Source organism: Burkholderia gladioli (assembly GCF_000959725.1).
Lineage (GTDB): Bacteria > Pseudomonadota > Gammaproteobacteria > Burkholderiales > Burkholderiaceae > Burkholderia > Burkholderia gladioli.
This window is the reverse complement of record NZ_CP009322.1, coordinates 2,712,550-2,725,199: the sequence shown is the minus strand read 5'-3', so window position 1 is coordinate 2,725,199 and position 12,650 is coordinate 2,712,550. Positions and strand designations below refer to the sequence as shown.

The following is a 12,650-nucleotide window of genomic DNA, read 5'->3' as shown; positions in this document are numbered from 1 at the left end:
AATCCGCTGCCCGATCAACGTACCGCGCCGCCCGGGAAGGCGGCGCGGTCAACCTGGAGAACGGAATGAACACCGTCCCCCGACGTACCGACCGCAGCAATCGCGCCCCTCGCACCGACTGGCTCTCGGTGCGTCGCGAGCTGTCCCCCCACGCCCGCTGGACGCTAGGCCTGGGCTCCTTCCTGCTGCCGCTGCTGGTGTGGTGCGTGATCAGCTACGTGCCCTTCGTCTGGCATCCGCAGATGCTGATCACCAACCCCGGCAGCGTCGATTATTTCCAGCCCGGCATGCGCGTCGATCGCGCCGTGTTCGACGACGAACTCGCCCACGCGCGCGAGGCGCATGCCGCGCCGCCGGCCGGCATTCGCGCGAACCCGGTCTACCTGCCGGCGCCGCACGAGGTGCTGCGCGCCTTCTACACGGCCTTCACGACGCCGCCGGCCTCGCGCGAGGGCGTGTGGCTGCACCAGAGCCTCTGGCACAGCATCCAGGTGATCTTCTGGGGCTTCGTGATCTCCTCGGCGCTGGGCGTGCCGATCGGCATCCTGTGCGGCGTGTTCGGCGCGGTGGCGCGCCTGAACGAACCCTTCCTCGAGTTCTTCCGCTACCTGCCCGCGCCCGCCTTCGGCGCGCTGATGGTGGCGGTGCTCGGCATCTACGACGCGCCGAAGATCGCCATCATCGTGATCGGCACCTTCTTCCAGCAGGTGCTGATCGTCGCCAACACCACGCGCAAGCTCGACTACGCGTTGTTCGAGGCGGCCATGACGCTGGGCGCGAAGAAGCCGGGGCTGGTCGCGCACGTGGCGATCCCCGGCATCCTGCCCGACCTCTATCGCGACCAGCGCATCCTGCTGGGCTGGGCCTGGACCTACCTGATCGTCGCGGAGCTGGTGGGCACCAGCTCGGGCATCACCTGGTACATCAGCCAGCAGGCGCGCTACCAGCATTTCGACAATGTCTACGCGGCGATCCTGATGATCGGGATCATCGGCCTGGGCACCGACATCGTGCTCGGCCTGCTGGGCCGCAAGCTGTTTCCGTGGGACCGCGCGCAGCGCGCCTGAGGCGAGCGCGTGCCTTGCCCGATGAATCCGATCGACCGACCGACCCTGCCAGATGCCGAGGCGACCATGCAGAACCCCCAAGCCGTTCCGTCCTACCTGATCCAGTCCGATGCCGTGCGCGAGCGTTTCGACAAGCTCAAGGCGCGCGAGGTGATCCTCGAGGTCAACGACCTCGGCAAGCGCTACCGCAGCCCGCAGGGCGAGTGCGTCGCGCTCGACGGCATCCGCTTTCGCACGCACCGGCGCGAGTTCGTCTGCGTGATCGGGCCGTCGGGCTGCGGCAAGTCCACCCTGATCCGGATCCTGGCCGGGCTCGATACGCAGACCAGCGGCGAGGTGCTGCTCGACGGCAAGCCGGTGCATGGCCCCGGCGCGGATCGCGGCATGGTGTTCCAGGGCTATACGCTGTTTCCCTGGCTGAGCGTGAAGAAGAACGTGATGTTCGGACTGCGCATGAACGGCAGCAGCCGCGGCGAGGCCGAGCGCGAGGCGCTGCAATGGCTCGATCTGGTGGGACTGACGAAGTTCGCCGAGGTCTATCCGCACCAGCTCTCGGGCGGCATGAAGCAGCGCGTGGCGATCGCGCGGGCGCTGGCGAACCGGCCGCGCATCCTGCTGATGGACGAGCCCTTCGGCGCGCTGGATGCGCAGACGCGCGCGAAGATGCAGTCGCACCTGCTCGACATCTGGCGCAACATCGACATCACGATCCTGTTCATCACCCACGATCTGGACGAGGCGATCCTGCTGGCGGACCGGATCCTGGTGCTCAAGGCGAACCCGGGTGCGGTGCAGGAGCTGATCGAGGTGCCGGTGCCGCGCCCGCGCGGCGCGGGGCAGATGAATACGCCGGAGTTCCTCGCCACCAAGGCGCGGCTCGAGGCGTTGATCCATCCGCCCGAGCCGGCCGGCGAGGCGGCGGCCGAGGACGAGGTCCGGCCGCATCTGATCCGGCTGACCGACGTGGCCGATAACGTGGAATGAGCGTCGAGTGAGCGGTTCGAGCGCCGCCGTCATCCCGGCAACCCGCCGGGCCGCATATCACTCGGGTATGAGCGGTTCTGGATCCGCGAAGGATTTGCCGCGGGTTTCAGGCAGCAGCAGGGCGGAGACGATCACCAGCAAATACGCGCTTCCGGCCACCAGCCCGATGGCGCTGACGAGGGAAAGATGCCGCGACAGCATCCCAACCGTGACGGGAAACAGCGAACCCGTGCCACGGCCGAAGTTGTAGCAGAAGCCCTGTCCGGAACCGCGAATGGCTCCCGGGTAGAGTTCCGAAAGGTATGCGCCGATGCCCGCGAAGATTCCCTGCATGGCGATGCCCAGCGGGAAGCCGAGCAAGAGCATCATGGTGTTGGTCACGGGCAGCATCGTGTATGTCATCGCCAGGGCGAACGAACCCAATGCGAACGCGATGAACGAGGCGCGCCGCCCGATCCGGTCGGACAGCGAGGCACCGACAAGATAGCCGACGAACGAGCCCACGATCAGCACGATCAGGTAGCCCCCGGTATTGAAGACAGAAAGATGCCGGAAGGTCTTCAGGTACGTCGGCAACCACATGGTGATCGCGAAATAGCCCCCCAGCATGCCGCTGCACAGCAGGCTGCCTAGAACCGTCCTGGGCAGCTGCGCGCGACTGAAGATCCGCACGAAATGCATGCCCGGCGGCGTCTTGCGCCGCGTCTCCAGGTAGATGTCGGGCTCGGCGACATGGCGGCGAATATAGACGATCCATAGCGCGGGAATGATGCCGACGCCGAAGCATGCGCGCCATGCCAGCGATTCCGGCAGCAGCGTAAACGATGCCCAATACACCAAGGCGGCGACGGCCCAGCCGAGCGACCAGCTGCTCTGCACGGTACCGACCGCGCGCGCCCGAAGCTCGGGAATTCGGATGGTTTCCGCCATCATGATCGTCACGACCGACCATTCTCCGCCGAAACCCAGGCCTTGCAGCGTGCGCGTGGCAAGAAGCTGCCAGAACGACTGCGCGAATCCGGAAAGACAGGTGAATACCGCGAACGTGGCGATGGTCCATTGCAGGATGAACACGCGACCGTAGCGGTCGGCGAGTATGCCAGCCAACCAACCGCCCAGCGCGGACGAGACGAGGGAGCCGGTCGCGATCATCCCGGCCTCGCCTTGCGACATGCCCAAGCTTGAAATCAGTGTTGGAATCAGGAACGGATAGATCATGAAGTCGAATGCGTCGACCGCATAGCCGCCGAATCCGGCATACAGCGCGCGTCGTTCCCTTAACGACAACATTTGCAACCATGCGAATGCTTTCATGACTTCTGCCCAGGTTGGTCGTGCCAATGCCGCTGCGCTTGCCTTGTCGCCTGGCGCAACCCAGAACTCGCGGCAAGGCGTCTTGGGGAGGGCGTCAACTGCTCGATGAGGATTCGGACTCGGGAAATTCGACCTGACACTGCAGTATTTGATGCCTGATCCAGGAGACGAAAGCCTGGGCCGCGGCCGGCAACGGATGTGCCTTGGGACGCACCAGGAAATAGGCATGGGTCGTTGGCATTGCCGGTCCCTGCAAGCGTACCAGCCGTCCTTCCCGAATCGCGTCCATGGCCAGCCATCTCCTGCCGAGCGCGACGCCCTTGCGTTCCTCGGCCGCCCGTAGCAACTGCGAGGCGTCTTGATAGGTCGGTCCGCGCGCGCACACCGGCGTCTTGATGCCGGCACGTTTGAACCATCGTTCCCACTCGTCGTAGGGATTCAGAAGCGGATAGCTAAGCATGTCGTGGACGGAGCCGGGCAAGGTAGCGAAGCCCTCGATGCCGTCTGGCGCGGCGACGGGAAACAGCTCCTCGGTCGTCAGACGCTCCGCTTCGAGGCCGCTCCAGCTTCCCTGCCCCATCCTGATGCCGAGCGGAATATGCTTGGCCGACAGATCGAGCGTCGCCACGGTCGGGACCAATTCCACTGTGACTTCGGGATGACGCTCGTGAAAATCCTTCAACCTTGGCAACAGCCAGCGTGTCGCGAACGACGGCACGACTGTTACCGGCAGGCGGTCCGCCGGATGCCGTGACTCCTGTTGCAACTCGCCGACCGTCTCGCTGATCCGCTCGAGCGCCTCGGACATCGCAATCAGCAGGCGCCGTCCATGACTGGTCAATACGACACGTCGTCCTATGCGGGCAAAGAGTTCCACCCCCAACTCGGTTTCGAGCGCCTTGATCTGCTTGCCGACGGCGCCGTGCGTCAGAAACAACGCATCGGCGGCCTCGCGAAAGCTCTGATGTCTGGCGGCTGCTTCGAATACCTGAAGATTTCGCAAGGAAGGCAGTCTCATATCGGTCGAATCACCCGTGGTGGTCGATGGATTGACAATTCTGATGCGATAACAACAAGGCTGTTTTTGTCGAGCCGGGATGGATTAAAGCTTGCTGTTTTCAGCGGTGACTTCATTGTCGAGGAATCGACATGGATACTTAAACGCGCCACCACGGTAGCGTATTTTTCGCTTTCCCGCCAGCAGCAACGCCATTAGCATGAATTTGTGCGTGAATCAGCGACGCTGAAAGAGAAATGCAATCTATCTCGCATATTTCAATATGCGGATTCCATAATGGCCACATGACGAGGCGATGCGACCATGGCATTCACATCACTTTCAGGTATTCCCTGAGCCACACCCTCGAAAACGAGCGGCCGACATGTTGGAATTGCGCCCCTTACTTCCCGATTCGCCGCGTCTCGGGGCGAATCGACATCAGCATTCCAGGCACTGACGCGGTCCACTCGTCGGCTGGCGGCTCGCCGTGCGTCCGGCCGTGCCGGGCCGGCTGACATCGGGCAACCCGTCCTGATCGGACGGAGTCGACAAGCGATATCGCCTTCAAAACCGAGGCACTCAAATGAGCGAAGTCTTGAAAACGATCCATCTTTCGAATCCTCAGTCTGATGAATTGAAGTCGCTGGTTCTCAAGGTGCGCCGGGACTGTCCGGGACAAATACAAAGCCGCTATTTGGCGCGGTTGGCAGTATACGAGAATGAGTTCCCGGTTCGATTGGGCGATATTTTCTGGGATGCGCCGCGGCCGCTGCTGATCACGAACCTGCCCGCATTCTCCGACGTCGAGGATTCAAAAATCCTGGTTCTGGCAATTGGCGAGGCAATCGGGAAATGCGCAGGATATTCCGAGTACAACCAGAGTTACATCACGGACATCCGTCCGACCTCGCTATCGCACGAGTCCAGCAGTGGGCTGGAGTTGCTGACGATGCACAACGACCTCACCTTTGCGTCCGACCGTTGCAGGCCGGCAGCGCTGGCGCTGGTCGCTCACACCGCTGAGGGCAAGGTTCCGAAAACCCTGCTGGCCGAGGCCACGGAAATCGCGGCTTCGCTGACGGAGCGGGAATTGGGCTTACTGCATCGCGACATTTATGAAATACGAGCCGGCGGCAAATTGCGGTGGCCCTGCGAGCAAATCAGACGGATCAGCATCCTTGACCGTGATCCGGCAGACCGACTGAGGATTCGCATGAGCTTCGACAATATTCGCCCGATTGCAGGGCTCGACGAAGACACCTCTCGGGAAGCAGAGGCCGCATTGAAGCGCGTCACGGAGCTTGCGCTGGTCGCTGGACGAAAAAACGGCCACATCATCCGCAAGGGCGAGGCGCTCCTGATCCCCAACGACTATGCCCTGCACGGCCGCGATCTCTTCGAAGACGAAGATTTCGATCGGCTCCTGTTTCGCTCGTACGTCATCACTCGGGACATGGCGAGGCATCAGCACGGCAACACCATGATTTCGCTTCGGCTGTGACGGGGCGTCCGTGGCGGCCTCTCGCGGCCGACCCACGACGCGGGGCCGGGATCCAGGGGCATGGCGCGACTTCCTTTTCTCATCCGTTTTTCAACTGCAGAGCAAGGACGGCAATCAGCATGGACAAGATCGTTATCGTTGGCGGCGGGCATGTGGGGTTGACTCTGGCCGTGGATCTCCATCGGCGCCGCGCCGAAACGCAGTTCACCCCGCACCTCGTGTTGCTGCGTGGAAGCAATCATCCGTTTTTCCACCGGAACGACGCACACCGGATTCGCCTTGAAAACATCATATCCGGCGAGCGGGAGTCCAGCGATTTTCCCGCCGAGCAGGTTCATGCGATCGACGACCACGCCGCCGCGCTGCTGGATGGCGCCGCATTGGTGATCGTGACGGTGCCCGACATCCTACCGCTGCGAGAACAGGTGTTCGAATGGCTGGGTCGCAACGCCGGCGGCCTGCCCCTCAATCTCGTGTTCGTGCGGGGCGGGCAAGGCGGGCTGATTTCGCTGCTGTCACGCCATCGGTCGGACCGGAATCTGCGCCACGCCTCGATGGTGCTGGTCGAGGATAGTTTCTACGGGACGCGTTACATCCTGGACAAGATCGAATTCAAGAGAAAGAAAAAAACCAACGTCGCCCTGGCGGGCAACCGTTCCGAGGAGGCGCTGGCGCTGCTCAGACGAGCGTTCACCGGGCCGACGGTCGGAGCGGATTGGCACCGCTTCGACGTGGTTCGCGCGCTCGATCTGCAGTTCGATCCATTGGGGTACATCATTCATCTAGGCGTCGCGCTGGACGATCGCAACCTGGAGAAGACCGAACAGGGGCTGCAGTACCTGCATTACGGCGAGGGCGTGCACGCCGGCAACGCCCAAAGGTTGGGCGAACTCGACCAGGAGAGGGTGGCATTGGCGGGCCAGTATGGCGCCAGGACCCGGCTGTTCACCTCGATGCTCGAGGAGCAATATGGCCTGAAGGCACGGCAAAGTTTCCTCGAAACGATGCAGGACACCAAGTCGATCTATCGTTCCCGGTCGGCGGAATCGATCGTCGATCTCAAGGAGGGGCGCGTGTTGCAGGAAGATATCCCGGCGCTGCTCACGATCGAATGGCTGGCGAGCAAAGCCGATATCGACTTGCCGGCGACGCGCAGACATGCGGCGGACATCGTCCGGAAAGTACGGGCCTTGAACCTGGACATCGAGTCCTTCAGCGGCTACAGACACCAGCTCGACAGGCTCGACTTCTCCAAACGCGAGCTTGTCGAACTGTTGACGGCCTGAGCGTATATTCAACTGGAGGCACGCATGTCACTGGAAAATGCCTATCTCGGGGATCGAGTCGAATCCCATGATTGCGCCCCTGAAGCCGATGCCGTCTTTTTCAGGCAGCATGGGTTCTGTGCGATCAGGAACCTGATTTCAAACGAGATGATCGAGCACCTGAAGCGCGTGATAGCGGGAACGGCAAACGGCACCACTTTCGATACGATCAAGAAGAACACCTACAATACTGCTATCGACGACCCCGCCATCCACGGCTTCCTCGGCCAGCGCACCTTCGCCGCCCTGATCGGATCGCTCGGGTATCGCGACAGCGTGTTTACCGACGGGGTCATCTTCGAGACGGATGCGGAACTGGGGGGCTTCGACTGGCATCTCGACATCACCAGTTTCAAATATATCTTTCCGAAGGATCGAGCCTTCTCCATCTGGATCACCCTGGATCCGATCGATCCTGACGTCCAGGATGGCGGACTGACGCTGCTGTCCACGTCGTCGTTTTCCGGCAGCGAGTTCTTCAATCTCCAGGCTACCGTCACCCGCTCGCTGGTCGAGGGGCGCTACAAGATTCCCGCCTTGTACAAAACGCTGCTCGGCCCCAAGTACCGGAATGACGAGCAAAAGAAATTCAAGAAGCTCTTTCCGTACATACAGAGCAAGTTCCCGCATTTGTTCAGCGATTCCATCTATATCTCGGGATTCGCGAAAAACCTGTTCGACAGCGAAGGCGTATCCTTCTCGCTCGCGCCTGGCGATGCCATCCTCTTCGACAAAAATGTGTTCCACCGCAGCAATGCATTGCTGCCGGGGGTGATGGCGACCCGCCGGGCATTTGTATTGCGCTTCATCGAGGCGGATGCGCGATTCGCTGCAACCAACGCCTCCAAGGCCGGTGGCGACGACGCGCGTCTGGTGGAGCGGATGACGCAAGGGCTCAGCGAAGGCGAGCGTTTCGATTTGACCGGCGCGACGGTCATCAACGTACCTGAACCAGCGGAGAAAACAGCATGAGCAGTGAGGCAATCGTCAAAAGGCGCGGCCAGCGATATGTCGATGTTGCGAGCGGCAAGACCGTCGATGCCGACTACCCTGATGACGAAGACGCGCGTCGTGGATGTCTGGCGCAGAAATACGGGCTGGTTCGAAACGAGTCGTTCGAGATCGAGGTCGATGTCGTGAACGACGCGATTCGGAGCACCGAGGATGCCTATCTGCGTTTGCATCTGCTGTCGGCCGGTGTGATGAAGCCCAACAGCATGCGGCTCGACGGTCTCTTCGAAAAGCTACCCATCGTGGCATGGACCACGTCGGGGCCGGTGTTCCCGCAGTGGGTCGCTAAGCTGCGCAGCCTGGTGGCGGCCGAATACCATCACCTGATCGTGTTGTCGGTGGACAAGTTCCCTCGCATGGTGGACTACGTCATCCCGGCGGGGGTGCGCATCGGCGACGCCGATCGCGTTCGCCTCGGCGCACATCTGGCCGAGGGCACCACCGTGATGCACGAAGGGTTCATCAATTTCAATGCCGGTACGCTCGGCAAATCGATGATCGAGGGACGGGTGACGCCGGGCGTGACGGTCGGCGAGGGCAGCGATGTGGGCGCGGGCTCGTCGATCATGGGCACCCTTTCCGGCGGCGGGAAGCGAACCAATGCCATCGGCCGCGGCTCGCTGCTGGGCGCGAACGCCGGTATCGGCATCTCCCTGGGCGACAACTGCATCGTGGAAGCCGGACTGTACGTCACGGCCGGCACGAAGGTGCGGCTCCCGGATGGCACCGTCGACTACGCGCGCAACCTGTCTGGCCGCGATGGCTTGCTGTTCAGGCGCAATAGCCAGACCGGCGTGGTCGAGGTGCTCCCGACCGGCAAGGGCGGCTGGGGAGGGATCAATGCCGTTCTTCACACCAGCGACGAATGAATTGTCGCCAGCGCCGGCATGTCCGCCGCGCCTGGCATTGATCACCGGCGCAAGCGGCGGGGTGGGGCGCTGCTGTGCCAAGGCGCTTGCCGATATCGGTTACGCGACGATCGTGGTGGGCCGCGACCCGGACAGGCTTGCCGCGCTTGTCGGCGAGATCGAGGCGCTGCCGCGCGCCATGCCCTGCATCGCGCTGGCGGCCGACCTGAAGGACCGGGAGGCGATTCGAGGCCTGCTGGCTCGAATCGCGACCCTGGGGGTGCCGGAGGTCTTCATCTCCGCCGCGGGTATGACCAGTACCAGGACCGATCGCTTCACCGATGCGGAACTGGACGAGGCGATGGCATTGAACGCATTGGCGCCGATCCAGTTGGCGCGCGGCATCATCGCCATGATGGAAAACGCGAACCGAGGCTACATCATCAATATTGCCTCGCGAGCCGGCCTGGTGGGCTTCTCGGACAAAGGCATCTATGGCGCGTCGAAAGCGGCGGCGATCCGATTTTTCGATGCGGTCTACGCCAAGTATCTCGATTCGGGCGTGCGCGTGACGTCCATTTGCCCCGGCTGGATCAACACGCCGATGGCGACGGCGGGCGGGTGCGAAAAAAAGCCGGAAGACTTGCTGCAGCCGCAGGACATATCGTCTCTGATTGCCTGGCTCGTTTCGTCGAACCCGCGGGTGAGAATACGCGAATTGACCGTCGAGGCGGGCGGCGGCGCGACGTTCCAGTAGTTCGGTGTTCTCAACGAATATGCAAGCTCGGCGGCTGGCCGTGTTCGTGCCATACGCTCGCCTCGCTCAACCCGGAGATCTCGAAGAAAATGGCCCATTGCCTCGTCATCGACGCCAACTTCGCCGGCATCCGCCTGCTCGGTCGATTATTGAAACGTGGTCACCGCATCACTTTTCTGCGCTGCGACGATGATTTCTTTCACACCGATGCGCAGGCGCGGGACATCCTGGCCGCGCTCGACAGGATCGCGGATACGGGCGGCAGCCGCGATCCGAGGGAGATTGCTCGAATCGTCGAGGGCATCCATGAGCGGGATCCGGTGGAGGCGATCTTCTGTGTCTTCGAACGATCGATCGAGGCCGCCGCCCTTGCCGCTGCTTCGATCGGCGTGCCGTTCGCGCCGATCGAAGCGGTGCATGTCGCGCGTCACAAGAACGAGACACGCGCGGCCTTGGAGCGGGCCGGCCTGGCGACGGCGCGTTGCCGGGCGGTGGGGAGTCTCGAGGCGATGCTGGAGCAGGCCTCGACCACGCCACGCCCGTTCGTCATCAAGCCGATCAGCGGCGTGTTCAGCAGCCTGGTTCGCGTCGTCGATTTGCAAGACGATCTCGCGTCGATCGCGGACGACCTGAGGAGCGAATGGCTGGGTTTGCCGGCATCGCTGCGTGGATACATCGATCGCGGCTTCATGATCGAGGACTACCTGTCGGGTACGCTGGTTTCCGTGGAAATCGGACGACGGCGGGACGAATACTACGAATTCATGATCTCGGGCCGGATTCAGGCGGCCGCCAACGAAGCCATCGAATTGGGCAGTTTCCTTCCCGCAGATGTATCGGTGCTCGAACGACAGTCCTGCTTCGCCTATGCCCGGCGCGTACTCGAGGCCATCGGCCTCGATCTCGGGATCTTTCATCTTGAGATGATGGTCACGCCCGCCGGTCCCGTCCTGGTGGAGGCGAACGCGCGCCTGATGGGCGGCATGCTGCCGTTTCTCTACGACTCCCTGAGCGGTAAATTCATTCACGACATGCTGATCGACCTGGTGCTCGGCAACCCCGTTGCCGTCCCGGAAATCGACCCGGCGCGCTCCGTCAGTTCGTTCGCGCTGAAGACGGTCGAAGGCGGCGTCGTGGCGCCCGATTTCAGCACCGCGTTGCCGGCCCCGCTGAGCGACGCGCTGACGCGTTGCGATTGCTATGTCGTGCCGGGGCAGGCCATTACCGCACCAATGGTGCTCGCACGTTTGCAGGCAGCGGCGGACGATGGCCGCCGCGCGGAAACGATCGTCGTGGAAATTGCCCGCCATGTCGCCGGATCGATCGGCGTCGAGACGCTGGACGCCGCTCCCGTGACCCGATCCGCTCTCCCGTACTTGTCCGCGCCGGCGGCAATGCATCAAGGCGAGCTCCGCCATCTTGCTTGAGGCGAACAGTCGCCGCCGGCCGCGTATCAGGCGATTCGCCCCGGAATTCGACAGGCCGGGTCGCACCACAAGGTGTATCGGCTCCCGCCACGTTTCGCACCTTCATCGAATGCAATGAACAGACTCGTCAATGTCTATCTGGCGTTGGCCGTCGGCATGCTCGGCCAGGCTATCGTGCTGTTGGCGCTGTCGCCCGCGCTTTTCATCAAGTATCGGTCTGCAACGCTTGCGTCGGTCGCCTTCGCGACCGTCTGGCTTCCAGCCTTGCTGACGATTCCGTGTTCACGGTGGATCCTGTCGAGATTCGCACTTCGACAGCTATATGTATTTTGTGAATTGTCGGGGGCCGGCGTCTTGGGGGGCGCTGCGGCGTTATTCGATTCCCATGCCTCGCTTTCGCTGAGCCTGTTGTGCGTGCGTGGTTTTTTCGGGGCGCTTGCGAACACCGCGGCGACGCTGTATATCAAGTGCGTGGCCGAGCCCGGGGCGGTTCGCAGGGAAATCAGTGCGGCCGAGGCAAGCCGGCTGGCCGGTTCGATGGTTTCCGCGGTGCTCGGCTGGCTGATCTTGGATCGCATCGATTTCCCGGTTATCAGCTTGTTGGCGGCTTGCACATCCGCGACTGGCGCCTGCCTCGCTCTGACTTGGCGGCCCGGCGTCAGGGTGGAGGGATTCCAATCGCCACCGTCAGGCGGGAGGGGCAGCAACGGATACCGGTTACTCGCGCCGAGCCTGCCCTTGTTGTTTCTCCTGCTGAGCACCGCGCCCCTGCAGGCCTATCATCACGCGGCTCGCACGCCGCTCGCGGTCGACTACCTCCATCTCGGTGTCAACGGCGTTGCGATCGTGGTGCTGGTGAATACCGTTGCCGTGACGGTAGGGGCATGGTTCACCTCATTCGCGATGCCGGTTCTGAAAAAATATGACCAACGGGCCTACGTGACGCTCGACATCATTTCCGCGGCCCTGATGATGGCGACGCCACTCGTGCGTGATCCCGCGGCATGCCTTCTGATCTACGGCGCCTATCTGTTCGTGTTTCAGGTCTGCTACACCGCGGTCAGCAGCCTCATGATCGCCGATGCTCATGCCTCAGCGGCCAGCACGCTCGTCCCGGTGAGGACCGGCAGCATGCAGGCGGCCCTGCTGCTGTGCGCGCCGGTACTGGGCTTCGTCGCGCAGCGAGCTGGATTGGAGTCCGCCTCGGCCGTGGCCGCTCTGGCGTCGGTCGGTCTCGCCGCCGCGGTCGTGCTGGTCCGCCCCAAGTCGTCGTCGGACCAGGCTGTCTTGTATCGTCGACGCAAGTGATCGGTGCTTCGCGGGCCGCCGCCTGCGCCACCCGTGACAGGCAACCGATCTCTCTCCATGCCCAGCCTCGGCAAGGCGATGTCCGCGGTTTCATGTCTGGGCGGCGAT

11 protein-coding genes and 1 pseudogene are annotated in these 12,650 nt (G+C 62.7%); 9 read left to right on the top strand and 3 right to left on the bottom strand.

What is annotated here, in order from left to right; genetic code table 11:
• The first annotated feature begins 65 nt into the window (after positions 1-65).
• A complete protein-coding gene (locus tag BM43_RS11945; protein ID WP_042286225.1) occupies positions 66-1,067 on the top strand; it encodes an ABC transporter permease in 1,002 nt (333 codons plus the stop codon).
• 66 nt (positions 1,068-1,133) lie between these two features.
• Positions 1,134-2,051 (top strand): ABC transporter ATP-binding protein, encoded by a 918-nt coding sequence (locus tag BM43_RS11940; protein ID WP_036057126.1) that lies wholly within the window; start codon positions 1,134-1,136, stop codon positions 2,049-2,051.
• Positions 2,052-2,108: 57 nt separating this feature from the next.
• Here the strand turns inward: BM43_RS11940 and BM43_RS11935 are convergent, their stop codons facing one another.
• The 3 genes and pseudogenes from BM43_RS11935 to BM43_RS42670 all read right to left on the bottom strand — a co-directional run.
• The gene (locus tag BM43_RS11935) at positions 2,109-3,365 is read right to left on the bottom strand and encodes an MFS transporter (RefSeq protein ID WP_036040190.1); all 1,257 of its coding nucleotides are present in this window, start codon (positions 3,363-3,365) and stop codon (positions 2,109-2,111) included.
• Between the two features lie 94 nt (positions 3,366-3,459).
• Positions 3,460-4,173 carry a LysR substrate-binding domain-containing protein gene (locus tag BM43_RS11930; RefSeq protein ID WP_230676400.1) on the bottom strand — a complete coding sequence of 238 codons (714 nt, stop codon included), beginning with the start codon at positions 4,171-4,173 and terminating at the stop codon, positions 3,460-3,462.
• A 75-nt stretch (positions 4,174-4,248) separates the two neighbouring features.
• Positions 4,249-4,383 (bottom strand): annotated as a pseudogene (locus BM43_RS42670) (LysR family transcriptional regulator); the annotation flags it as partial.
• A gap of 565 nt (positions 4,384-4,948) precedes the next feature.
• Between BM43_RS42670 and BM43_RS11925 the strand changes: the two are divergent.
• The 7 genes from BM43_RS11925 (at position 4,949) to BM43_RS11895 (ending at position 12,542) form a co-directional block, all read left to right on the top strand.
• A complete protein-coding gene (locus BM43_RS11925) occupies positions 4,949-5,866 on the top strand; it encodes a TauD/TfdA family dioxygenase (RefSeq protein WP_036040192.1) in 918 nt (305 codons plus the stop codon).
• A 119-nt stretch (positions 5,867-5,985) separates the two neighbouring features.
• On the top strand, positions 5,986-7,152 hold the full coding sequence (locus BM43_RS11920) for an NAD/NADP octopine/nopaline dehydrogenase family protein (RefSeq protein WP_036040194.1): 1,167 nt from the start codon (positions 5,986-5,988) through the stop codon (positions 7,150-7,152).
• 24 nt (positions 7,153-7,176) lie between these two features.
• Positions 7,177-8,163, top strand: a complete 987-nt coding sequence (locus tag BM43_RS11915) for a phytanoyl-CoA dioxygenase family protein (RefSeq protein ID WP_124083571.1) — start codon at positions 7,177-7,179, stop codon at positions 8,161-8,163.
• Positions 8,160-9,071 carry a DapH/DapD/GlmU-related protein gene (locus tag BM43_RS11910; protein ID WP_036040199.1) on the top strand — a complete coding sequence of 304 codons (912 nt, stop codon included), beginning with the start codon at positions 8,160-8,162 and terminating at the stop codon, positions 9,069-9,071. Before BM43_RS11915 ends, BM43_RS11910 begins: the two co-directional genes overlap by 4 nt.
• Complete coding sequence (locus BM43_RS11905) at positions 9,043-9,807, top strand: SDR family NAD(P)-dependent oxidoreductase (protein WP_157693249.1); 765 nt, start codon at positions 9,043-9,045, stop codon at positions 9,805-9,807. The genes BM43_RS11910 and BM43_RS11905 overlap by 29 nt, the downstream gene beginning before the upstream one ends.
• A gap of 89 nt (positions 9,808-9,896) precedes the next feature.
• Entirely contained in the window at positions 9,897-11,234 is a 1,338-nt protein-coding gene (locus BM43_RS11900; protein ID WP_036055445.1) for an ATP-grasp domain-containing protein, read from the top strand.
• 114 nt (positions 11,235-11,348) lie between these two features.
• A complete protein-coding gene (locus BM43_RS11895; RefSeq protein ID WP_036040204.1) occupies positions 11,349-12,542 on the top strand; it encodes a hypothetical protein in 1,194 nt (397 codons plus the stop codon).
• Positions 12,543-12,650 lie beyond the last annotated feature (108 nt).